The following is a 21,228-nucleotide window of genomic DNA, read 5'->3' on the forward strand; positions in this document are numbered from 1 at the left end:
AGGCGCTCGACGGCACAGCTGTCGCGGGAACGGTCTGTGTGCTCGCGACCTGGTTGGCCGGATGCCCCTTCACGGGCTGTGGACTGCTGGGCGCGCTCGGTTGTTGAACCGTTGCCGCCTGAGCAGGCGAATCCACGGCGACAAGACCGGCACCAACCAGCCCCACCAGCGCGGCGGCGAGGGCAGTAGTCCGGAGGGCTCGAAGTCGTTCTGCCTGCGACATAGCTCTTCCCGATTGCTAGGAGTACTGGTTGGCCAACGCGAGGAGCACGCCGGAGTCCACGTCGCCTTGGATGAGCGCGGGGTCGAGGATTTCCCCATCCCATGCCGCCGCGGCCAAGCCGGCTGCTTTCGCGGAACCCACCCGGACCGGCCCGCTTGCGGTGGTGTCGCCCGCAGGGATCGAGTGAGCAGCAACATTTGCACTCGAGGCGTTGGATCCGACGGGTCTGCCCCGAGTTTGGTTGACATCTGAACTGTGAGGATTCGTCCTCGCTGGAAGGATGTTCCTGTGGCAAAGCCCTATCCCCGAGAGTTCCGCGATGATGTCGTGGCCGTGGCCCGGAAGGGTCAAGCGCCGCTGGCGCAGATCGCGAAGGACTTCGGTATCTCCGAAGGCTCGTTGAGCAACTGGATGAAGCAGGCCGACGTCGAGGACGGCAAGCGTGCCGGCCTGACCGACGACGAGCGCAAGCAGCTGCGTGAGGCGAATAAGCGGATCCGGCTGTTGGAGCAGGAGAACGAGGTGCTGCGGCGGGCCGCGGCGTATCTGTCGCAGGCGAACCTGCCGGGAAAATAGTCTTCCCGCTCGTCCACGAGATGGCTGCGGCCGGTGCTCCCGTGAGGGTGCCGGTCGCGGTGGCGTTGCGGGTCCTCGGCCTGTCCAGGCAGGGGTACTACCAGTGGCTCAAAGGCCCGGTCTCCCAGCGGGACTGGGACGACGCGCACCTGATCGATGTGCTCTACGACCTCCATGCCGACGACGTCACGCTCGGCTACAGGTTCCTCACCGATGAGCTCGAGAGCGAGCACGGGATCTCCGCGAGCGAGAACCGGGTGCACCGACTCTGCCGGATCGCGGGCATCCACGCGTCGCACCACCGCAAGCGCAGCAAACCCGGCAGCACGGGACCTGCGCCGCATGATGACCTCCTCGCGGTCGTCGACGAGCACGGCGTCATCCGGCACGAGTTCATCGCCGACGGGCCGAACAAGGTCTGGCTCTGGGACATCTCGGAACACCCGACCAGAGAAGGCAAGCTCTACATCTGCGCGATCAAAGACGTCTGGTCGAACAAGATCGTCGGTTACTCCATCGACACCCGCATGAAGTCATCTCTCGCCCGCGCGGCGATGCGCAACGCGATCGCGTTGCGCTCACCTGACGGCACGATCTGCCACTCCGACAGAGGCGGCCAGTTCCGCGCGAAACGCACCCAGAACCTGCTCCGCAACAACGGGCTCGTCGGCTCCATGGGCAGATCCTACGGCGCCGGGGACAACGCGAGTATGGAGAGCTTCTTCAGTCTCCTCCAGAAGAACGTACTCAACACGAGACGCTGGGACACCCGCGCCGATCTCCGCCTCGCGATGGTCACCTGGATCGAAACGAAGTACAACCGCCGACGCCGGCAGCGCGGCCTCGGCAAACTCACCCCCGCCGAGTTTGAGATGATCTACAAGGACGCAGAAGCGGCCTGATCACCCCAAACCCCGACTGTCAACAAGACTCGGGGCAGACCCTTTCTGCATCACGTCCCCCAATGATGATCCCTAGGGAGAACGTAGAAACCTCAGTGACGTCACGTAAATAGGACCAAGGTCCTATCTTTCGCGGGACGGAGACTGATCACAGGCCCGGGACCGAGCTGGAAATCACGTCAGACATGATCGAACCGATCATTGCGGCGGGCATCACGACGAGCAGGCCGACCTCACGCGCGCGCTCCAAGACCGCGCGGCGACCAGTCGCCGACAACTTCCGACTGATGTTCGTGATGTGATGCTTCGCCGTGTGGGGCGAGATGCGCAGCTGCGCGGAGATCTCCTTCACGCTCGCATGCGACGTCATGAGGTCGAACACGGCAACTTCACGCTCCGTGAGAAGTGAGCGTGCGATGTGATGGTCGATGACTTCGCGCGTGCTGCTGTGTCCGACGTTGACTTGTTCCATGAGCTGAACCGCCACGCGCAGCTCGGTCCAGACGGCGTCCGCCGCTCGGCGCCGAAAGGTCTCACGTACTTCACCAGGGAGGTTCGCCCCGTGGAGCATGAGCAGCCGATACAAGATCTCGGCCCCATCGATGAGATGAACGAACGACCGTGCGCTCAAGATGGCCGCGGCCGGATTCGCTTTCGCTACTGGCGACACACCATGCTGCAGAAACAGCCTGCTCGCGGTCGCCCACGCCCGGAACCATGCTTGCTCTTCGTCCGCGTGACCCGCGTCGTCGGGCAGAAGTCCGCGGAGTCGGAGCTCACGGACATACTCGGTCGCGATCTCGTCGGCCAGTACCGTACCCGCGGAGGTATGACTCCCGTGGCCTTCGCGCATGACATCTCCCCCACCGTGATCGTATGCGCGACGCACGCTGAACGATGTCGCCCTTTCGGGGGACAGTCTCACGCTCGAGACAGTTGTCGGACCGAAATGCTGGATACTGAACCGGCTTTCCGGACACTCCAGGCGTTTGCCGCGCTTATCACCGTCCGAAATGCCGAACGGCGCCTCTCCGGAGGGAGAAGCGCCGTTCGAAAGTGGCTCTTACAAGGTCACTTGTTCTGAAGAGAACGATGTGGTGGACCTGAGGGGATTCGAACCCCTGACCTCTTCATTGCGAACGAAGCGCGCTACCAACTGCGCCACAGGCCCGTGAACCTCCGATACATTACCACGCGGCCCGGCCGCGCCTCGCATCGAGGCGGCCCCGTGGGCGCGTCGCGCGTGTCGTGTCAGCCGGCGCGGCGGGCGTCGAGCAGCGAGCGCACATGCGCCTCGATCTCGGCGTCGTCGACGTAGCCCATGCCGGCGTACTGCGACGGCGCGGGGGCCTCCACGCGAGCGACGCGCGCCACGTCGATCGAGGGCGGAGCGGCCTGTGCCGCGCGCTGACGCTTCGCCTCGTCCACCGCGGCGCGGCGCAGGGCCGCGCGCGCCTCCTCGGCGGCGACGATGGCCGCAGCCTGCGATCCGGCCGAGGCGGTGAGGGGTTTGGGCAGGGTGCGGGGCTCCCAGGTCGCGGATGCCGCGGCATCCGTCACCGGCACCGGCACCCTCTCGCTCACGACGGGTGCCGACACGACGGGTGCGGCCTCGACGCGGCGCGACCGGGTCGCGAGCATCGCGATGCGCTGCAGCACGAGCAGAGACACGGCGAAGACACCTGCCGCCGCCCAGAGGTAGATCTGCGTGCCCGCGGTCAGCAACTGCCAGACGCCGACGCCGGCGAGCGCGAGCGCGGCGAGCACGAACGTGGAGGCGACCACGCGCGCACGACGGCGTCGCGCGGCCGGCCGCATGCGGGCGGCGAGTCGGTCGGCGCGGGCGCGCTCGGCGGCGTCCTCGCGCTCGGCCTTCACGAGGGCGCGCGTCTCGTCCAGCTCGCGCTGGGCGCGCACCGCCTCGAGCTCGTGCTGCTCGGCGATCGTCTTGCGGGCGAGGCGCTGCTGCGCGTGGCTCGCGCGAGCGCCGAGCTCGATGCGCACCTCGTCAGGGGTGTCGCTCGTCTCCGCCAGGATGCGCAGCGCCTGACCCAAGCGCACGGCATTGCGCTCGGCGGCGTTGTATCGGTGCGTGGAGTGCCAGGAGGGCACGAAGTACAGCAGCCACAGGGCAGCCGCGACGAGCACGATCACTCCGCCACCCAGCCACTGCCCGTCCATGGCACCACGGTAAGGGAGAGTGCTGCCGCTCCCCCGTCACGCGCGCGCGTGTCGAGCCGGAGCAGTCAGGGCTCGAGTCGGTCCTGCGGAGGGATGTCGGCGGCATCCTGCGGGGCACGACCCGCCGCCCACCGGGCGAGCACTCCCTCGGGGACGTCCTCACGGACGAGCGCGAACGCGTAGTGGTCGCGCCAGTCGCCGTTGATGTGGATGTAGCGGCGGCGCAGCCCCTCGTAGCGGAACCCGAGCTTCTCGACCACCCGAAGGCTCGCGTGGTTCTCGGGCCTGATGCAGATCTCCATGCGGTGCAGTCGCAGCTCGGTGAAGCAGATGTCGGTGGCCATCGCGACCGCGGTCGGGGTGATGTCGTGCCCGGCGAACTGCTCGCCGATCCAGTAGCCGATCGTCGCCGAGGCCAACGATCCCCGCGCGACGCCCCACACGTTCAACTGGCCGACGACCTCGCCGTCGTACTCCATCACGAACGGCACGCCCTGGCCGTCGCGGTACTGTTGCAGCAGCCGGCGCACGCCGACCCGCATGTCGAGCGACACGATGCCGTCGGGGCTCGTCGCCTCCCACGGGCGCAGCCACGACCGATTGCCGAGCAGGAGGTCCTGCAGGGCGCGCGCATCGCGCTGGCGAACCAGCCGGAGCCCGATGGCTCCGTGCTCCCGCGGAATGTTCAGGTCCACGCCGGCGACCCGATCGTCTCGTGCGCGGCCGTCACAGGGTCGCGGCGAAGTCCTTGACCCAGGAGCGCAGCGACGGGCCCAGGTCGTCGCGGTCGCTCGCGAGCTGCACGATCGCCTTGATGTAGTCGAGCCGGTCGCCGGTGTCGTAGCGGCGTCCCCGGAAGATGACGCCGTAGACGCCCTGCGCCGGGTTGGCGGCGAGCTCTTCGAGCGCGTCGGTGAGCTGGATCTCATTGCCCTTGCCGGGCGCCGTGCGCTCGAGGATCTCGAACACGTCGGGGCTCAGCACGTAGCGCCCGATGACCGCCAGGTTGGAGGGGGCATCCTCCTTCTTCGGCTTCTCGACGAGGCCGGTGACCTTCACGACTCCGGCGTCCTCCGTCGGCTCGACCGAGGCCGCGCCGTAGAGGTGGATGCTGTCGGGGTCGACCTCCATGAGCGCGATCACCGTCGCGCCGCGCTTGTCGTACTCGCTCAGCATCGTGGTGAGCAGCGGGTCGCGCTCGTCGATGAGGTCGTCGCCCAGCAGCACCGCGAACGGGTGGTCGTCGACGTGCGCCTTGGCGCACAGCACCGCGTGGCCGAGGCCCTTCGGCTCGCCCTGGCGCACGAGGTGGATGTTCGCGAGGTCGCTGGAGTGCTCCACCTTCGCGAGCTTGTCGAGGTCGCCCTTCTCGCGCAGCTTCTGCTCGAGCTCGGGCACCGAGTCGAAGTGGTTCTCGATGTTCGTCTTGTTGCGCCCCATGATGATGAGCACGTCGTCGATGCCCGCACCGGCCGCTTCCTCGACCACGTACTGGATGGCCGGCTTGTCGACCACCGGCAGCATCTCCTTCGGCATGGCCTTCGTCGCCGGAAGGAAGCGAGTGCCCAGACCCGCAGCGGGGATGACAGCCTTGAACGGCTTGTGCGCAGACATGGGCCGATCCTATCGGCCACCCTGCCTACAATCGTGACCATGACCGACCCCGTCGATACGCAGAAAAGGGCCCTGCGCGCGGAGCTGCGCGAGCGCCGCGCCCAGCTGCCGCAAGCGGCTCGGGATGCCGCGGCCCAGGGGATCTCAGACCAGCTCGACGCCCTCGTCGCATCGGTCGACGCCCACAGCGTGTCGTGCTTCATCTCCACCCCGACCGAGCCGGGAACCCGCGACTTCCTGACCGCGGCGGTACGGCGCGGCATCCGGGTGCTGCTTCCCGTGACCCGCGTCGACGGACTGCTCGACTGGGCGGTCGCCACCGACGACGAGAACGTCGCCGAGGGTCTGTTCGGGCTGCCGGAGCCGACCGGCGAGCTGCTCGGCCCGATCGCGGTCAACGACGTCGACCTCATGATCGTGCCGGCCGCCGCCGTCGACGGCACCGGGATGCGACTCGGCTGGGGTCGTGGCTACTTCGACAAGACGATCGGCTCGATGGAGAAGTGCCCGCCGGTGTACGCGGTCGTCTTCGACAGCGAGATCCTCGACGAGGTGCCGCGCGACCGGCACGACGAACCCGTCGACGGCGTCGTCACCCCCACCCGCACCATCACGTTCGCGGCCGCGCGCCGCTGAGGAAGGCCTCACTCCATGCCCACCTACGCCTATGCCTGCACGCAGTGCGGTCACCGCTTCGACGCCGTGCAGTCGTTCTCCGACGCCTCTCTCACCGAGTGCCCCGAGTGCGGCGGGCTGCTGCGCAAGGACTACCGGTCGATCGGCGTCGCTTTCAAGGGCAGCGGCTTCTACCGCACCGATTCGCGCTCGGGATCGAGCGCGAGCGGCGCGGAGAGTGGCGGGTCGACCAGCGCTTCGCCATCATCGGACTCGAAGACGTCGTCTTCGGCCGCTCCCGCGGCCTCTTAGTCGCCTCCCCCGGGGCAAGTGAGGAGATCACGCGTGATCAAGGGCTTCAGAGATTTCATCCTTCGCGGCAACGTCATCGAACTGGCCGTCGCGGTCGTCATCGGTACTGCGTTCACCGCCATCGTCAATGTGATCGTCGCCTCGGTCATCAACCCCCTGATCGGGCTCCTCTTCAAGGCCGACAGCCTGAACGACGCGCTCGCGGTTCCCGTGCCGACCCTCGGCGGCGGCGAGGTCACCTTCGCCTTCGGCGCGGTGATCGGCGCGATCATCAACTTCCTGGCCGTGGCGGTCGTCGTCTACTTCGTCTTCGTCTTCCCGATGAACTCGTTCAAGGAGCGCGCCGACGCACGCCGCAAGATCGGTGCGGAGCCCGAGGCCGAAGAGGCGCCGCTGCCCACCGAGACCGAGCTGCTGGTGCAGATCCGCGACTTGCTCGAGAAGCAGCAGTCGAAGGCCTGAGCACCCGACCGTCGCCTCAGTAGTGCGGCGGCACCTCACGCCGCATCCGCTCGTCGTTCGGACCGTCGTCCGACCGGGCGGGTGCGGCGTCGTCGTTCGCGGATGCCGCGGGCTCGCCGCTCGTGCCCGGCGCCGCCGTCAGCCGCGCGCGCCGCGCACCGCGCACCCGCACGACGCGCTGGCGCTCGTCGTCCGCCCCGCTCACCGGCTCACCCGAGGTCGTCGAGCGGCGCGGTGCGTGCCTCTTCGATGACGGGTGCTTCGCCGGTGCCCGGCGCGATGCCGAGCATCGCCGCGATACGGGTGGCGACACCCGCGGGGTCGCTGTAGAGGTCGAACGCATGCACACGGGCGTAGTGCCAACCCAGGCGACGCAGGATCTGCGGGCGCAGCCGCAGCGACTCGCGCAGCGAGTCCCCCTGGGTCTCGGGGTCGCTCTCGACGACCACGGCCTTGCCCTCGTGGTGGGCGACGAGGGTGAGCAGCCCGCGGTAGTGCACGTCGACCGCGAGGCCGCGGGCGCGCAGCTCGCGAGCGAGCACCTTCGTCAGCGGGTCGGCGAGATCCTCCAACACGGCGTGACGGGTGCGGTCGGCGATACCGCCGAGGATCGACATGAGCGTCGCCGCACCGTGCGCGAGCCGCCCTTCGTCGAAGGCGGTGGGCCGGATGCACGAGACGATCACCATCGAGCGGCGGGCACGGGTCATCCCGACCGTCAGGAGGCGTTCGCCGTCGGGGGTCGACAGGTCGCCGAAGTCGCTGAGCACACGGCCGTGGCGGGTGAGTCCGAAGCCGAGCGAGAAGACCACGCGGTCGCGGCTCTCGGCGACGGACTCCTCGAGGGTGAGCACCGCGAACGGCTCGGCGGTGTCGCGGGAGAGGAAGTCGGCGACATCCGAGCGACCGGCGAACGCGGCCTCGACCGCCGCGCGCACCCGCTCGGCGTGGCGCTTGGAGGCCGTGATGACCATGAGCGACTCGGTGCCGCGGTTGATCGCATGCTCGGTGACGAGGGTCACGACGCGGGCGACCTCGACCTCGGGACTCTCGACGGCACCCGAGATGGGATCGGGTGTGCCGACGCCGCCCTCGACGTAGTCCACGCTGAGGCTGCCGCGTCCGAGATAGGAGCCGGCCCACGGCAGCGACGAGATCTCGCCGCCGTAGAACGCGTCGTTGACGAGGCTCGCGAGGTCCTCGCCGCCAGCGCGGTAGCTGCGGGTGAGCGTCTCGACGTCGACGAGTCCCTCGGCCCGGTCGAACAGCGACGTCTCGTCGAAGGGCTCGTCGAACTCATCCGCCTCGACCGCGGCCGCCGACCCGACCGTGAACGGCGTGGGCTTCTGCGTGACGGGGTCGCCCACCAGCACCAGCTGACGGCCGCGGCGGATGGCGGGGGCCGCCTCGGCGAGGCAGAGGGCCGCCGCATCCGCCACGATCACGACGTCGACGTCGGGAACGTCGCGCAGCAGCGGCACGTCGTACGGGGTCGCCAGCCACACCGGTGCGAGCGTGCGCATCAGGCTCGGGGCGGTGCGGGCCAGCGCGCCCGCGCTGTTCACGCCGTCGCGCAGCGCCTGCTTGAGCGCGACCGCCTCGTCGTGCTCGTCGACGAGCGAGATGCGCCACTGAGTCGCCAGCTGCGCCGCCAGGAGCGGGCCGGATGCCGCGGCGTGCGCCTCGTCGACCAACCGGAAGTCGCGCTCGAGACGATCGACGACCGACGTGTTCGCGCCGAGCAGCGCCCGGTCGGTGCGCAGCAGGTGCTCGAGCGCCGACTGCCACCAGGCGAACTCGAGCTCGGCGCCCACCTGGCCCTCGGGAACGTGACGCACCGAGAGGTCGGTCATCAGCGGCTCGAGTCCGCCGCGCGCGAGATCGGTGCGGATGCCGGCTCGCTCGACCAGGTTGTCGAAGTACGCCGACTCGGCCGCGAGCCCCGCCAGGGTGCGCAGCAGCTGAGGCAGCGGAAGGGCGGCGAGGCGGTGGGCCTCGTCACGCTGCAGGATGCGGTCGAGGTCGCCGAGCTCGGCGTCGACGTGCTGCCACGCGACGTGCACGTCGGCGAGCCCTACCGGGACCTCGGGGATGACACCCGCCTCGGTGAGCCGCGCCCACTCGGTGCGCTGCTGCTGGATGCGCAGCAGCGCCTCGTACATGTCGGTGACGTGCGCGCCCGGTCGCACGTACTCGCGCGACAGCTTCTTCAGGCGGCGACGGTTCGCGCTCGACATCCCGACGTCGCGACGGGGCGAGTGGGCGGCGATGAGCTCGACGAGCGGCCGGTCGAACACGGTCGGCGTGAAGCGCTCGAGCGACTGGCGGATGCCCTGCAGCAGCCGCAGGAACTCGCCCAGCTCGTCGATCGTGCGGAAGGGACGCATCCGCGTCTGCGCGATGAGTTCGTAGCCGCGCTCGAGCAGGCTCGGCACGGCCTGACGGCTGAGCTTGCCCGCCAGGGCGTGCGCGTCGCGCGCGGCATCCGTGGTCGAGAACGTCACGCCGTACCACGGTGAGTCGTCGGGGCCGAAGCGGAACTCGCCGAGACGTGCGACGGCGCGCAGCTTCTCGGCCGCCGCCTGGCGCTTGTCACGGAGGCGCTCGAGGGTGGCCACATCGAAGCGGGCCGACGTCGACGGGGCAGGCGAGAGCTGCGCGAGGCGGGTGAGCTCCCGCACGATGTCGAGGGCGGTGACCCCCAGCGACGGATGGTCGACGGTGAGGGCGCCGCGGTAGTCGCGCAGCACGGTGCGCAGTCGCAGCAGCGCGTCGTCGATGTCGGCCACCTGCGGCGCGGTCGACTTCTCGTTGCGTCCGATCGCGCGGATGAGGTCGCGCCGCACGTGGCGCGGAGAGATGGCGAGTGCGTCGAGACCGATGCCGGCGAGGCGATGGCGGATGCCGTCGAGCGTCGAACGGCGGGCGCTCACGACCAGCACCCGCTTGCCCTGGCGCACGAGCACGCCGAGGGCGTTGATGACGGTCTGGGTGCCGCCGGTGCCCGGCAGGGTGTGCACCGCGAGCGAGTGCCCCGCGCCGATGCGGGCGAGCACGCGCTCCTGCTCCGCGTCGGCGTCGAGCAGCAGTAGGTCGGCGGACGGCGCGCGCTCGTCGGGGCCGACCTGCGCGGGAAGCTCCCGCGGAACGCGCAGACGGTCACGCGAGACGGGCTCGCCGAGCAGGGCGTCGAGGGCGAGATGACCTGTCTCGGGGATGTCGCGGGCCAGCGCCGAGCCGACGTCGGCGAAGTTGGAGACCACCAGGCGCGGCTTCACCGTGTACGACGGGATGTGCGCGGTGAGCGCCCGCAGGTGGTCGATGACCGGCTGCGGCTTGAAGACGCCGTCCTCGATGGCGAGGGCGGCCAGCGCGGCACCGTCGAGCCGGATGCCGAAGTGGGTGCCGAGGGCGGCGACCAGCTCGGGGTTGACCACGAACGATCCGTGGAGCTTCAGCTCGAAGTCGGCCTGGTTGCGGCGGATCGCGACCGGGCGCAGCAGGACGGGTGCGATGCAGACCAGCCCACCGATGCGCCACGACGCCATGCCGACGGCGAGGAAGACGCTGTCGAGGCCGCGCGCGGTGCGCAGTTCGACGTGCTTGGTGGTGACCCGCGCGCCGGCGATGCGCGCCGTGCGGCCTGCGACCTCGTCGCGGAACAGATTCGACAGGAGCGTCGCCCGACCGGTCAGGAACTGCGGGAGGCTCCCGGGGTGGGCCTTGGTGATGTCGATACCGCTCTCGGCGGTGTCGTCGTAGTGCAGCAGGGTCGACCGCCCGCCCACGAGCGTCGCCTGCGCGCGCAACCGCGCACGAGCCTCGTCGAGGGAGAACACATCGGATGCCGCGGCCACCGCCTCCGGCTGTTCCTCACCGCGCGCCGCGATGCTCTCGCTCGCCGTCGCCGTTCTGTCGCCTCGCCACACACGGTCACCATACGGGCGCAAATCCGCGGTTCCCGGCATTCCCGGCGGGTTTCGCGGGATTGGCGACACGCCGCACGGCGCCTCCTCCCCCGCGCGCCGACGAGCGGCAGCTCCCTCAGACCGAGCGGTCGGATGCCACTCCCCTGTCGCCGCTCGTCATGATGGAGCCATGACCGACCCGACCTTCTCGACCCACCCGACACCCGTCGGCGAAGTGCTCATGGTGCACACGTCTGAAGGGCTCGTCGCCCTTGAGGTGCTGCACCGACCGCTCGATGTCGCGATCGCCGAGATCTCGCTCGCGCTTCACGCCGAACCGGTGCACGACGAGCGACCCGCCGCCGAGCTCACCGCATGGCTCGACGGATACTTCGACGGCGGAAGCGACCCGTGTCGGCTCGCGCTCGACTGGCGCCTCACCGACGGCTTCACCCGCGAGGCCCTGCAGGCCGTCGGTGACATCCCCTACGGCGAGACGGCGAGTTACGGCGAGGTCGCCGTGATGGCCGGTCGCCCGCGCGCTCACCGCGCGGTGGGAACCGCGTGCCGGCTCAGTCCGTTCTCGATCGTCGTACCCGTGCACCGCGTCGTGCGCGCCGACGGCTCGATCGGCGATTACGGCGGACATCCCGAGATCAAGCAGCAGCTCATCGATCTCGAACGCTCCCGGGCCGGCGCGTCCGTGTAGGCCGGCCGCCGCCCGGGCTCTTCTTCGACGTCGTCGCCATCTACGTCGACGTCGGCGACAGCGCACAGACCGCCGTGGACTCTTTTCACCCCGCGCGCGATTCTGTGGCGCTTCCGCGACAAGAGTCGAATTCACGCATTCGGCACGGCACATGCATTTCGGTCCTTCCGTCAAGCGACGTGCGCGTGCGGCATCCGCCATTCCTCCGGAATATCCGCGTCGTCGAATGGGGGAACATCACGGCCGGCGCATTCACTCAGCCGCCGAAACTCGCGGTATTCCGGGGGCTACGGACGGCAGCGCCGCACCGTCGACGGTGATCACGCGGGCGGTCGTGTCGAGATCGATGGATTTTCTGACATTTCGGGCGCGTCGCCGAATAACACGAGCAAAGAACGTACTGTTATGACCATGGCTCGCAGAATTGTGCATCAACTCGTCGACGATATCGACGGAACCGTCCTTGAAGTCGGCGAGGGAGAGACCGTGAATTTCTCTCTCGACGGTCGCGCATACGAACTCGACCTCTCCGACGCGAACGCCGCGGCATTCCGCGACATCCTCGCCCCGTACGTGAGCGCCGGCCGGTCGACATCGACGTCGTCGGCATCCGCGGGCGCCCGCAAGCGGAAGTCGGCGGGAGCGCAGCGCGACTACACCGCGATCCGCGCGTGGGCCGCAGCGAACGGCTTCACCGTCTCCGAGCGCGGGCGCGTTCCCGCTCAGGTTCTCGACGCGTACGACGCCGCACACTGACTCCACCCCACGAACGCCGGGCCGCACGAGGTGCGACCCGGCGTTCGGCGTTCGCGCCGCGGCATCCAGGTTCCCGACAGCACATTCACATGCGGTAGATAAGCGCACGCCGTCACGATGAGGCGGTGTCACGCCGTTCGAAGCCCGTCTCCCGTCGAGTGATCATCCGCCGCCGGATCATCTTCAGCGCCCTCGCCGTCGTCACGATCGCCGTGATCGTCGCCGCGGTCGGCATCGTGATGACCCTCGCCGACCTGAACGGCATCCACCGATCGGACATCTCGATGCCCGACGGCGGCGTCGCGCAGAACACCGGCGAGGTCAACATCCTCGTGATGGGCCTCGACAGCCGCGTCGATGAGGATGGCAACCCCTACCCGCAGGACATCTACAACGCCATCCACGCGGAGGACGAGAGCGTCGGCGGCTACAACACCAACGTGCTGATGTACATCCACATCCCCGCCGGAGGCGGCCCCGCGGTCGGTGTATCGATCCCCCGCGACGACTACGTGGCCTACGCGAACAAGCCCGCCGGCGTCACGCACGGCAAGATCAAGGAGGACTACGGCCGCACACTGGATGCCTCGTACAACGCGTTGCTCGCGAAGGGCACGCCGAAGGCGACCGCCTACCAGCAGGCGCGCGACGACGCCCGCGAAGCAGAGATCCAGACCGTCTCGCAGTTCCTCGGCGGGGTGCGCATCGACCACTTCGTCGAGGTGACGATGGCGGCGTTCTATCGCGTCGCCCAGGCCGTTCAGCCGATCACCGTCTGCCTCAACCACGCGACCGCCGACTACTACTCGGGCGCGAACTTCCCCGCTGGCGTGCAGCAGCTGGATGCCTCGCAGGCGATGGCCTTCGTGCGCCAGCGCCGCGATACGCAGTACAAGAACGTCTTCCTCACCGACCTCGACCGCACACGTCGCCAGCAGGCGTTCATGGTCTCGCTCGCGCTGAAGCTCAAGCAGACGCAGACCTTCACGAACCTCGGCACGTTGCAGACGCTCATCGACACCGCGAAGCAGTACGTCGCACTCGATTCCGGGTTCGACCTGCTGAGTCTCGCGAGCGACGCGCAGCGGCTGGCCGGAGGCGACATCACGTTCCAGACCCTCCCGATCGAGAAGTTCGGCACCATCGACGGTCAGAGCGTCAACATCGTCGACCAGACGAAGATCGCCGCCATCGTGCAGAACCTCATCAACCCGCCCACCGCCACAGCGACCCCCGCGCCCACGGCGACGTCGAGCTCGACCGCATCCGCCGCGCCCACTCCGGCGCCGACCTCGCAGACCTACACGAACTCGCAGCAGCCCATGGAATCCGGCGTGCTCCCCTGCGTGAACTGACCGCTCATGCCGGCGGGTCGACGACCCGCGTGACGCCGGCGGACGGCGGCGCGGCCGAGGCATCCGCCTGTCGCTCGGCGCGGAGCGCCGCGATCTCGTCCCGCAGCTGCGCGACGAGCTCTGCCGGCACGGGAGGTGCGAGAGAGGACGCCGCCACGCGTTCGATGATCCACGAGGCGATGGTCGCGGTCACGACGCCGATGAGCGCGATGCCGCCCACCATCAGCGCGATCGCCACGATGCGACCGGTGGTCGTCACCGGGTAGTAGTCGCCGTAGCCGACCGACGTGATCGTCGTGCACGCCCACCAGATCGCGTCGCCGAACGTGACGATCGGCCCGTGGCTTCCGCGTTCGACGTCGTACACGGCGAGCGCGCTCACGAACACCGTCAGCGCCGTGGTGCCCGCCGCGTACACGATCACGCGCCCCCGCAGGATCGACCCCGTGCCTCGTTGGATCAGCGCGAACACCATGAGGTACCGGATGACCTCCAGCGTGCCGAACATCGGCAGCACGACGACCGCGAGATCGAGCAGATGTCGCACGAACCACCGGCGTCGCTGCTCGGCGAGCACCAGTCGCACGACGTAGTCGACGAAGAAGAACAGCCACGTCGCCACCAGCAACGCGGTGACACCGATCGCGACTCCGCCCGTCGGGCGGGCGAGCACATTGATGGCGTACAGCAGCAGGAAGAGGCTCCCGCCCGCCGTGAGCGGCCACTCCGTCAGTCGCCGCCAGCGTTCATACCGTTCCCCGTACATGCGGCGATTATCGCGCGCCTGCGGATGACCTCGCGTCGTCAGGCGCGGCGGCGCTGCGGCGCGATGAGCACCATCGCCGGGTAGGTGACCGCCGCGACGGCCACGTGCATGACGATCAGCACGAACACCGCCTGGCCGTCCTGACCCTTCCACCAGATCCAGAGATCGGGGGCGAAGGAGACGACGGTCACGATGATCGCGAGCCAGAGATAGAGCCGCGCGGCGCGGGTCGAGAAGAGGGTCACGATCGGCCAGCCGATGCCGGCCCCGATCACGCCGATCGTCGTGAGCTTGGCGTAGTCCGCGAAGGCGTAGTGCTCATAGCCGGCGGTGCGCGGGAACACGATCGGCCCGAGCGCGGCGAGCACGGCGCATGCGGCGATCGAGCCGACCACGGCGACGACGATCGCGATCACCGTGCGCACCGCCGACGGCTGAGCACGCCCCATCGGGAGGTCGAGTCCGAACGGTGCCGTACGCGTCGATCCTGCGCTCATGACAGGTCCCTTCCGTCGCGCCCCGTGCGCGTCCTCGGCGAACGGTAGCGGCGCGGTTCCCAGATGAGACTGAGGATGTCGCGCCTCACTCCGGGGCGGAACCCCCCGCAGCGCCGGGCTCCGGCCCGGCCTCGATCGTGAGTCTGCTCGCCACGTCGCTGCGCGGGATGTGCGCGGCGAGTGCCAGTCGCTGAACGAGGATGTCGCGCACGGCGTCGGGCGGAAGCGTCGAGCGGAATACGACGTGGCCGCTCCGGTGCGGGGTGGCTGCGGCATCCAGGTCCCTCACGGCTCCGAGCAGTTCGGCTCCTCCGAGGGGAGGCTCATCGGGCGACCCGGGAGCGGCGACGCGCACGGTCCACGCGGTCGCCGTTGCGTCACCGGCGAGCCGCGCCGCCGGCCGCGCGACCCGCGAGGAGGGGTTCGTGCGCGCGAAGCGCACGCATCCGATGCCCGTTCCGATGACCGCGGCCACACCCGCGAGGCTGGTGAGGTTCGTCGACAGGTCGCTCGAGATCGGGGCCGCGCCGGTGACGGCGACGATCCCGAGCACCACACGCACGAGCGAGTACAGGGCGTACCCCGCGAATGTGGCGAACAGCGTCGTCGCGCCGGGCCGGCCGCGCATCTCGCGTCGCCGCACGGCGATCGCCACCCCGGCCGTGATCACGACGAGCGCAATCGTCTTGACCAGCACCGAGGTGGCGACCGGCGCCGTGGCCGACGTCATCCACACCGTGAGAAGCAACGCCACCGAGACGGCGGCACGCGCAGTGCGCACCGCTCTCGGTGCCGGCAGCGCGAACCAGATCAGCGCCGGAGCGGTGACCATGGCCACGTCACCGAGGATCAGTGTCGTGAGAGCCGGAGTGGCCGCGTAGAGCAGATAGAGCAGCGTCGACGCGACGGCGGCGACGCCGGCTGCGCCGGCCGCCCGGATGAGCCGCTGCGCATCCGCTGCGGCTCCCGCGGCGCGGGTCGAGGAGGTTCCGACGATCGCGAAGACCACGGCGCTGACGACGAAGAGAACGGCGATGAGCACGACCGTGTCCATGCGTCCCCCTTCGATCCCCCCGCCCGGAAACCTCCGTTGGTCACCGCCGACTCTACTGCGATCCGTCGGAACCTCCCCCGCGTTACGCCGAGAACGCCTGACGCAGGAACCAGACCGCCTGAGCGACCGCGGCTGTCGCGGCCTGCGTGGCGTGCAGGGAGTTCACCATGACGAAGTCGTGCACGATGCCCTGGTAGCGCACGGCGGTCGTGGGAACGCCCGCCTGGCGGAGCTTCGCCGCGTAGGCCTCGCCCTCGTCGCGCAGCACATCGGCCTCTGCCGTGATGACGAGCGCCTGCGGAAGGCCGGCGAGGTCGGACAGCTCGGCGCGCAGCGGCGACGCGGTGATCTGGGCGCGGTCGCTCTCGCTCGTCGTGTACTGGTCCCAGAACCAGCGCATGCCGTCGCGGGCGAGGAAGTATCCCTCGGCGAACGTCTCGTACGACGGCGTGTCGAACGCGGCGTCGGTGACAGGGTAGAAGAGCACCTGCGCGACCGGCGAGACGCCGCCGCGCTGCTTGGCGAGGAGGGTGAGCGCGGCGGTCATGTTGCCGCCGACCGAGTCGCCGGCGACGGCGAGCTTGGCGGCATCCAGGTCATGGGATGCCCCGTCGGAGACGATCCACTGCGCGGTCGCCCAGACCTGCTCGATGGCGTGCGGGTAGCGCACCTCGGGCGAACGGTCGTACTCGGGGAACACGACGGCCGCACGGGCACCGACGGCGAGGTCGCGCACGAGACGGTCGTGGGTGTGCGCGTCGCCGAAGACCCAGCCCGCGCCGTGCGTGTAGAGCACGACCGGCAGCACACCGGTGGCGCCGGCGGGGCGCACGATGCGAACCTTCACCGAACCCGAGGGTCCGCCGGCGATCTCGACCCACTCCTCGTCGATCTCGGGCTCTTCGATGGGCTCGTCCTGCACGCCGTCCACGGCGGCGCGACCGTCGGCGGGGGCGAGCTGGTAGAGGAACGGGGGCTCGCTGGTGGCGTCGACGAACGCCTGCGCGGCGGGCTCGAGGGCGAGCTTGTGGGGGTTTCCAGCCATAATCCGATGTCTCCTTCGTGGGGCGCGTCTCGGGGTCGAGAGAGTGAGAACGCTCGTTCTCATCGCGTGATCCCCACTGTAGAGAACGCTCGTTCTCACTGTCAAGTAGACTGCCCTCATGAGCGATGAGGTTCGGGGGCACATCGTCGACGCCGCGGACGGCCTCTTCTACACGCGCGGCATCGGCCAGGTCGGCATGGACGCCGTGCGCGACGCCGCCGGTGTCTCGCTGCGGGCCCTCTACAAGGAGTTCGCGTCGAAGGACGACCTGATCCTCGCCGTGCTCGACAAGCGCCACGGCATGTGGACGGACGGCGTCACCGGCGCGGTCGACGCGATCAGCGACCCGCGCGAGCGGCTGCTCGCGGTCTACGACTACCTCGCCGGCTGGTTCGACGAGGCCGACTTCCGCGGGTGCGGGTTCATCAACGCGTTCGCCGAGCTCGGAGCTGCCAACCCGGCCGTCGCCCGGACCGTGCGCGAGCACAAGATCGACTTCCAGCGGTACGTCGCCGAGCTCGTCGCCGACGCCGGTGCGCCCGCGACCCTCGCCCCGCAGCTCGCGATCCTCGCCGAGGGCGCCCAGACCACAGCCGCCATCGCCGGAACAACGGATGCCGCGGCGCAGGCCCGCGCCGCGGCGGCGACCCTCATCGACGCCGCCCTGGCGGGCTGAGCGGGCGGCGGGACGTGGCATCCGGATTCACCATCGTCACTCGCACCGATGTGCCCGTCGACGACCGCTTCGACCTCTCCCTCAGCATCGACCTGCACCTCGCGTCGATGGCGGACGCCGGTGAGCGCGCCATCGCCGGAACCACCTCCGGACGCATCGGGCTCGACGAGACCGTGACATGGCGCGCACGCCACTTCGGCGTATGGATCACGATGACCTCCCGGATCAGCTCGCTGGATCGACCGCACCGATTCGTCGACGAACAGGTCAGCGGGCCGTTCCGGCGGTTCCGGCACGAACACCTCTTCGAGCACGACGGCGCGGGGACGGTGATGACCGACGTGATCGAGGTCACCTCCCCCGTCTTCGGCGCGGTCGCCGAGCGCCTCGTGCTCGTGCCGTACCTGCGCCGACTCATCCGGCAGCGCAACGCGCACCTCCTGCAGGCGGGCGGGGGCTGAGCGGGAGGCACGCGGGCGCCGGGCCATCCCGCGCGTCAGCGGCGATCATCGATGCCGACGCGCGATGCCGGGTTCGCGGCGACCCGCCGTGCGCTCTCTGGCGGCGCTCAGCCGATCAGCGCGCCAGGTAGCCGCCGTCGACGGGGATGTACGACCCTGTGATGAGGCTTGCCGCCGGACTGGCGAGCCAGGCGACGGCCGCCCCGATCTCCTCCGGTTGGCCGATGCGGTTGAGTGCGTGCAGGCCGGGCAGGCTCGCCTGCACGTCCGCGGGCAGGTTGCGCTCGAGACCGGTGGCGACGTAGGCCGGCCCGACAGCCAACGCCCGGACACCGCGACTTCCGTACTCGAGTGCGACCGTCTTCATCAGGCCGTTGATCGCGTGCTTCGCGGCCGCATAGGGAGACATCCCGACGAGCCCCCGCACACCGCCGAGGCTGGAGATCGTGACGATCACTCCCCCGCCGCGCTCGAGCAGGGCGGGGAGCTGGAGGCGCACGCCGTAGAAGACGCCATCGAGGTTGACGTCGAGCACGCGGCGCCACTGCGCCGGCGAGATGTCCGCCGTGTCCGTCGCCGGTTGCGTGATCCCGGCGTTGTTCACCGCCACGTCCAGCCCGCCCCAGTGCGCGCGCACGAGGTCGATGGCGCGCGCGTGCTCCTCAGTCGAAGTCGTGTCGAGCGCCTGGGCCAGCGCCACGCCGCCCCGATCCGCGATCTCCGCACGCACAGCGTCCGCGGCATCGCCATCGCGGTCCGTCACCAGCACCGCCACCCCCGTCTCGGCGAGCGCGAGCGCGCACGCGCGGCCGATGCCCCGGCCCGCGCCGGTGACGAGAGCGGTGCGCATGACGCTCATCGCGACGTGATGACGACCGGCACCGCCACGGACTTCAGCCCCTCGAACCCGAACTCCATGCCGTATCCCGATCCCTTGATGCCGCCGAACGGCACCATCGGGTGGATCCCGCCGTGCTTGTTGATCCACACGGTGCCGGCCTCGAGCCGCAGCGCCACCTCACGGGTCTGCGCGGGATCGTCGCCCCACACCGACGCGCCGAGTGCGGCATCCAGTCGATTGGCCGACGCGATCGCCGACTCGACCGTGTCGTAGCGGATCACCGGAAGCACCGGCCCGAACTGCTCCTCGTCGACGATCGGGTCGCCGTCGACAGCGTCGCCGACGATCGTCGCCTCGAAGAACGTGCGCCCGAGATGTGGCGCGGGCGAGCCGCCGGTCACGATGCGGCGTCCGCGGGCGCGCGCGTCGTCGACGAGGCGCGCGACGATGTCGAACTGCATCGCGTTCTGCAGCGGACCGAGCTCGTTCGACTCGTCGACGCCGCGCCCCATCGGGGTTGCGGCGGCCTTGCGGGCGAGAGCGTCGAGCACCTGCTCGTACTGCGACTCATGCACGTACAGGCGTTTGAGCGCGGCGCACGTCTGCCCGGTGTTGATGAACGCGCCCCAGAACAGCGCGTCGAGGTGGGCGTCGATATCGGTGCCGGGAAGCACGATGCCGGCGTCGTTTCCGCCGAGTTCGAGCGTGAGCCGAGTGAGGTTCTGAGCGGATGCCGCGGCGATAGCCTTGCCCGTCGCGGTCGAACCGGTGAACATGATCTTCCCGAAGGCGGGGTGCGACGTCAGCGCCGCACCGACCGCCCGGCCGCCCGAGATGACCTGCAGCACCCCCTCGGGAAGCACCTCGTTCAAGATGCTGACGAGCGCCAGCACGCTCAGCGGTGTGTACTCCGACGGCTTCACGATGACCGCGTTGCCCATCTTCAGCGCCGGGGCGATCTGCCAGATCGTGATCATGAGCGGCCAGTTCCACGGACCCACCGCGCCGACGAGACCAACCTGCTTGTAGATGAGCTCGGAGTAGTTCTCGGCGTCGTCGACGAGCACTTCGGGGGCCACCTCGAGGTCGGCGTTCACATGGAGCCAGCCCTGCACCGCCCCCACCTCGACGCGGGCGCCGATGCCGTTGAGCGGCTTTCCCTGTTCGCGCGAGACCGCGTCGGCCAGCTCGTCGGCGACGAGCGCGACCCGCTCGGCCGCCGCATGCAGCAGCGCGCCGCGCTCGCTGGCGGGTAGTGCTGCCCATGCCGGCTGCGCGATGCGTGCCCTCGTGATCAGCGCCTCGAGGTCGTTCACGACGTGCTCGGGGGCGTAGCCGATGGTCTCGCCGGTCGCGGCATCCGGAATCGGGCGTCCGCCGTCGACGCTGACGCGCTGCAGAAGGGGGTTCATCGTTCTCATCTCCTCGAGATCGGGTGCGCTCAGACGGCGGCGTTGGTGACCGCGACGGGCGCGTCGGCTGACGCGAGCAGGAAGTCTGCCGCCTTCTCGCCGATGACTGCGGCCGGAGCGTTGGTATTGCCGGTGGTGACCGTCGGGATGACCGACGCATCGGCCACGGTGAGACCGGCGACGCCGCGCACGCGCAGCGTCGGATCGACCACGGCACGGTCGTCGGAGCCCATCCGGCACGTGCCGACCTGGTGGTGGTAGGTGATGACGTGCTCGCGGATGTAGGCGATCAGCGCATCGTCGCCGGCGCCGGGTGCAGGGTAGACGACCGCCGCCCCCCACGCGTCGGCGAGTGCGGGCTGCGCACCCACCTCGAGGCACTGGCGCACGCTGGCGAGGATGCTCGCGAGATCCCGCGGATCTTCCAGCACGTGCGGATCGATGCGGATGCCGGCAGGGTCCCCGGCGTCGGCGAGCGTGACCTCGCCACGGCTGTGGGTCGTCACGAGCCCGGCCATGAGCGTGAACCCGGTGCCCTCGAACGACATGTCGGGTTCGAGCATCGGCACGCTGAACGTGATCGGCTGGGTGTCGGGCACCGCGAGGGCGGGATCCGACTTCCAGAACCAGTGGCTCTGCGTGACCGAGCGATGGGGGGCGGGCGCCTCGACCGGCCGCTCGGTGCCGAAGATGACGGGCACCAGATAGTGGTCGTGGAGATTCTTGCCTACGGGAAGGTCGGCGACCAGCGGGATGCCGTGGTCGGCGAGCTGCTCGGCCGGGCCGATGCCGCTGCGCAGCAGCACCTCGGCCGAGCCGAACGTTCCCCCGGCCAGCACGATCTCATCCGCCGTCAGAACCTC

Annotated in this window: 22 protein-coding genes and 1 tRNA gene; 9 read left to right on the forward strand and 14 right to left on the reverse strand. The window is 69.6% G+C overall.

Features of this window, described 5'->3' with window-relative positions:
- The first annotated feature begins 511 nt into the window (after nucleotides 1-511).
- Nucleotides 512-1,701, forward strand: a protein-coding gene (locus tag ABT08_RS06425) for an IS3 family transposase (protein WP_288114293.1) whose coding sequence is annotated in 2 segments (ribosomal slippage) — nucleotides 512-790 and nucleotides 793-1,701 — 1,188 coding nt in all. Because the reading frame shifts where the segments join, the coding sequence is not laid out codon by codon here.
- A gap of 148 nt (nucleotides 1,702-1,849) precedes the next feature.
- Here ABT08_RS06425 and ABT08_RS06430 read toward each other — a convergent pair.
- The 5 genes from ABT08_RS06430 to galU all read right to left on the reverse strand — a co-directional run bounded on the left by ABT08_RS06430 (nucleotide 1,850) and on the right by galU (nucleotide 5,496).
- Nucleotides 1,850-2,554, reverse strand: coding sequence for a helix-turn-helix transcriptional regulator (locus ABT08_RS06430; protein ID WP_288114294.1), 705 nt, complete (start codon nucleotides 2,552-2,554; stop codon nucleotides 1,850-1,852).
- 242 nt (nucleotides 2,555-2,796) lie between these two features.
- Nucleotides 2,797-2,872: transfer RNA gene (locus ABT08_RS06435), tRNA-Ala, on the reverse strand.
- Between the two features lie 80 nt (nucleotides 2,873-2,952).
- Nucleotides 2,953-3,882: a large exoprotein gene (locus tag ABT08_RS06440; RefSeq protein ID WP_288114296.1), complete on the reverse strand. Its 930-nt coding sequence runs from the start codon at nucleotides 3,880-3,882 to the stop codon at nucleotides 2,953-2,955.
- Nucleotides 3,883-3,947: 65 nt separating this feature from the next.
- Nucleotides 3,948-4,577 carry a GNAT family N-acetyltransferase gene (locus ABT08_RS06445; protein ID WP_056210188.1) on the reverse strand — a complete coding sequence of 210 codons (630 nt, stop codon included), beginning with the start codon at nucleotides 4,575-4,577 and terminating at the stop codon, nucleotides 3,948-3,950.
- A 31-nt stretch (nucleotides 4,578-4,608) separates the two neighbouring features.
- A complete protein-coding gene (gene galU, locus ABT08_RS06450) occupies nucleotides 4,609-5,496 on the reverse strand; it encodes a UTP--glucose-1-phosphate uridylyltransferase GalU (protein WP_045248601.1) in 888 nt (295 codons plus the stop codon).
- A gap of 39 nt (nucleotides 5,497-5,535) precedes the next feature.
- Between galU and ABT08_RS06455 the strand changes: the two genes are divergently transcribed.
- The 3 genes from ABT08_RS06455 to mscL are packed head-to-tail and all read left to right on the forward strand — an operon-like array spanning nucleotide 5,536 to nucleotide 6,885.
- Nucleotides 5,536-6,132, forward strand: coding sequence for a 5-formyltetrahydrofolate cyclo-ligase (locus tag ABT08_RS06455; RefSeq protein ID WP_288114299.1), 597 nt, complete (start codon nucleotides 5,536-5,538; stop codon nucleotides 6,130-6,132).
- A 15-nt stretch (nucleotides 6,133-6,147) separates the two neighbouring features.
- Nucleotides 6,148-6,423, forward strand: a complete 276-nt coding sequence (locus tag ABT08_RS06460; protein WP_056210193.1) for an FmdB family zinc ribbon protein — start codon at nucleotides 6,148-6,150, stop codon at nucleotides 6,421-6,423.
- 33 nt (nucleotides 6,424-6,456) lie between these two features.
- Nucleotides 6,457-6,885, forward strand: coding sequence for a large conductance mechanosensitive channel protein MscL (gene mscL, locus ABT08_RS06465; RefSeq protein ID WP_045248598.1), 429 nt, complete (start codon nucleotides 6,457-6,459; stop codon nucleotides 6,883-6,885).
- Between the two features lie 16 nt (nucleotides 6,886-6,901).
- Here mscL and ABT08_RS06470 read toward each other — a convergent pair whose 3' ends face one another.
- Together ABT08_RS06470 and ABT08_RS06475 are read right to left on the reverse strand one after the other, a co-directional pair.
- Complete coding sequence (locus ABT08_RS06470) at nucleotides 6,902-7,090, reverse strand: hypothetical protein (RefSeq protein WP_045248597.1); 189 nt, start codon at nucleotides 7,088-7,090, stop codon at nucleotides 6,902-6,904.
- A gap of 4 nt (nucleotides 7,091-7,094) precedes the next feature.
- Nucleotides 7,095-10,853, reverse strand: a complete 3,759-nt coding sequence (locus tag ABT08_RS06475; RefSeq protein WP_416361449.1) for an AAA family ATPase — start codon at nucleotides 10,851-10,853, stop codon at nucleotides 7,095-7,097.
- A gap of 130 nt (nucleotides 10,854-10,983) precedes the next feature.
- On the opposite strand from ABT08_RS06475, the gene ABT08_RS06480 reads away from it, so the two are divergent.
- The 3 genes from ABT08_RS06480 (at nucleotide 10,984) to ABT08_RS06490 (ending at nucleotide 13,613) form a co-directional block, all read left to right on the forward strand.
- Complete coding sequence (locus ABT08_RS06480) at nucleotides 10,984-11,502, forward strand: methylated-DNA--[protein]-cysteine S-methyltransferase (protein ID WP_056210195.1); 519 nt, start codon at nucleotides 10,984-10,986, stop codon at nucleotides 11,500-11,502.
- Between the two features lie 411 nt (nucleotides 11,503-11,913).
- Nucleotides 11,914-12,258, forward strand: a complete 345-nt coding sequence (locus tag ABT08_RS06485; protein WP_045248717.1) for a histone-like nucleoid-structuring protein Lsr2 — start codon at nucleotides 11,914-11,916, stop codon at nucleotides 12,256-12,258.
- 125 nt (nucleotides 12,259-12,383) lie between these two features.
- Complete coding sequence (locus ABT08_RS06490; RefSeq protein ID WP_056519136.1) at nucleotides 12,384-13,613, forward strand: LCP family protein; 1,230 nt, start codon at nucleotides 12,384-12,386, stop codon at nucleotides 13,611-13,613.
- Between the two features lie 4 nt (nucleotides 13,614-13,617).
- On the opposite strand, the gene ABT08_RS06495 is transcribed toward ABT08_RS06490, so the two are convergent.
- The 4 genes from ABT08_RS06495 to ABT08_RS06510 all read right to left on the reverse strand — a co-directional run bounded on the left by ABT08_RS06495 (nucleotide 13,618) and on the right by ABT08_RS06510 (nucleotide 16,975).
- The gene (locus ABT08_RS06495; protein ID WP_056210197.1) at nucleotides 13,618-14,379 is read right to left on the reverse strand and encodes a potassium channel family protein; all 762 of its coding nucleotides are present in this window, start codon (nucleotides 14,377-14,379) and stop codon (nucleotides 13,618-13,620) included.
- A gap of 38 nt (nucleotides 14,380-14,417) precedes the next feature.
- On the reverse strand, nucleotides 14,418-14,876 hold the full coding sequence (locus ABT08_RS06500) for a DUF6069 family protein (RefSeq protein ID WP_056210198.1): 459 nt from the start codon (nucleotides 14,874-14,876) through the stop codon (nucleotides 14,418-14,420).
- Nucleotides 14,877-14,961: 85 nt separating this feature from the next.
- Nucleotides 14,962-15,930 (reverse strand): hypothetical protein, encoded by a 969-nt coding sequence (locus tag ABT08_RS06505; protein ID WP_288114301.1) that lies wholly within the window; start codon nucleotides 15,928-15,930, stop codon nucleotides 14,962-14,964.
- Nucleotides 15,931-16,012: 82 nt separating this feature from the next.
- On the reverse strand, nucleotides 16,013-16,975 hold the full coding sequence (locus tag ABT08_RS06510; RefSeq protein ID WP_056210202.1) for an alpha/beta hydrolase: 963 nt from the start codon (nucleotides 16,973-16,975) through the stop codon (nucleotides 16,013-16,015).
- A 118-nt stretch (nucleotides 16,976-17,093) separates the two neighbouring features.
- On the opposite strand from ABT08_RS06510, the gene ABT08_RS06515 reads away from it, so the two are divergent.
- Nucleotides 17,094-17,651 carry a TetR/AcrR family transcriptional regulator gene (locus ABT08_RS06515; RefSeq protein ID WP_056210204.1) on the forward strand — a complete coding sequence of 186 codons (558 nt, stop codon included), beginning with the start codon at nucleotides 17,094-17,096 and terminating at the stop codon, nucleotides 17,649-17,651.
- A 14-nt stretch (nucleotides 17,652-17,665) separates the two neighbouring features.
- The gene (locus ABT08_RS06520; RefSeq protein WP_056210206.1) at nucleotides 17,666-18,112 is read left to right on the forward strand and encodes an SRPBCC family protein; all 447 of its coding nucleotides are present in this window, start codon (nucleotides 17,666-17,668) and stop codon (nucleotides 18,110-18,112) included.
- 115 nt (nucleotides 18,113-18,227) lie between these two features.
- On the opposite strand, the gene ABT08_RS06525 is transcribed toward ABT08_RS06520, so the two are convergent.
- From ABT08_RS06525 to ABT08_RS06535, 3 genes are all read right to left on the reverse strand, one after another.
- Entirely contained in the window at nucleotides 18,228-18,971 is a 744-nt protein-coding gene (locus ABT08_RS06525; RefSeq protein WP_056210208.1) for an SDR family NAD(P)-dependent oxidoreductase, read from the reverse strand.
- On the reverse strand, nucleotides 18,968-20,374 hold the full coding sequence (locus tag ABT08_RS06530) for an aldehyde dehydrogenase family protein (protein ID WP_288114302.1): 1,407 nt from the start codon (nucleotides 20,372-20,374) through the stop codon (nucleotides 18,968-18,970). The genes ABT08_RS06525 and ABT08_RS06530 overlap by 4 nt, the downstream gene beginning before the upstream one ends.
- Nucleotides 20,375-20,394: 20 nt before the next feature.
- The coding region (locus ABT08_RS06535; RefSeq protein ID WP_288114304.1) for a GMC family oxidoreductase at nucleotides 20,395-21,228 on the reverse strand (834 nt) is incomplete at its 5' end.

It is taken from the genome of Microbacterium sp. SCN 71-21, from assembly GCF_001725695.1.
In the GTDB taxonomy this organism is placed as follows: domain Bacteria; phylum Actinomycetota; class Actinomycetes; order Actinomycetales; family Microbacteriaceae; genus Microbacterium; species Microbacterium ginsengisoli.

Excerpts from the sequence above, each read along its gene's own strand:
- ABT08_RS06430 (WP_288114294.1), bottom strand. The coding sequence starts at position 2,554 with ATGCGCGAAGGCCACGGGAGTCATACCTCCGCGGGTACGGTACTGGCC.
- ABT08_RS06480 (WP_056210195.1), top strand. The coding sequence starts at position 10,984 with ATGACCGACCCGACCTTCTCGACCCACCCGACACCCGTCGGCGAAGTG.
- ABT08_RS06460 (WP_056210193.1), top strand. The coding sequence starts at position 6,148 with ATGCCCACCTACGCCTATGCCTGCACGCAGTGCGGTCACCGCTTCGAC.
- ABT08_RS06485 (WP_045248717.1), top strand. The coding sequence starts at position 11,914 with ATGGCTCGCAGAATTGTGCATCAACTCGTCGACGATATCGACGGAACC.
- ABT08_RS06515 (WP_056210204.1), top strand. The coding sequence starts at position 17,094 with ATGAGCGATGAGGTTCGGGGGCACATCGTCGACGCCGCGGACGGCCTC.
- galU (WP_045248601.1), bottom strand. The coding sequence starts at position 5,496 with ATGTCTGCGCACAAGCCGTTCAAGGCTGTCATCCCCGCTGCGGGTCTG.
- ABT08_RS06500 (WP_056210198.1), bottom strand. The coding sequence starts at position 14,876 with ATGAGCGCAGGATCGACGCGTACGGCACCGTTCGGACTCGACCTCCCG.
- ABT08_RS06475 (WP_416361449.1), bottom strand. The coding sequence starts at position 10,853 with ATGCCGGGAACCGCGGATTTGCGCCCGTATGGTGACCGTGTGTGGCGA.
- ABT08_RS06530 (WP_288114302.1), bottom strand. The coding sequence starts at position 20,374 with ATGAGAACGATGAACCCCCTTCTGCAGCGCGTCAGCGTCGACGGCGGA.
- ABT08_RS06495 (WP_056210197.1), bottom strand. The coding sequence starts at position 14,379 with ATGTACGGGGAACGGTATGAACGCTGGCGGCGACTGACGGAGTGGCCG.
- ABT08_RS06440 (WP_288114296.1), bottom strand. The coding sequence starts at position 3,882 with ATGGACGGGCAGTGGCTGGGTGGCGGAGTGATCGTGCTCGTCGCGGCT.
- ABT08_RS06510 (WP_056210202.1), bottom strand. The coding sequence starts at position 16,975 with ATGGCTGGAAACCCCCACAAGCTCGCCCTCGAGCCCGCCGCGCAGGCG.
- ABT08_RS06455 (WP_288114299.1), top strand. The coding sequence starts at position 5,536 with ATGACCGACCCCGTCGATACGCAGAAAAGGGCCCTGCGCGCGGAGCTG.
- ABT08_RS06525 (WP_056210208.1), bottom strand. The coding sequence starts at position 18,971 with ATGAGCGTCATGCGCACCGCTCTCGTCACCGGCGCGGGCCGGGGCATC.
- ABT08_RS06505 (WP_288114301.1), bottom strand. The coding sequence starts at position 15,930 with ATGGACACGGTCGTGCTCATCGCCGTTCTCTTCGTCGTCAGCGCCGTG.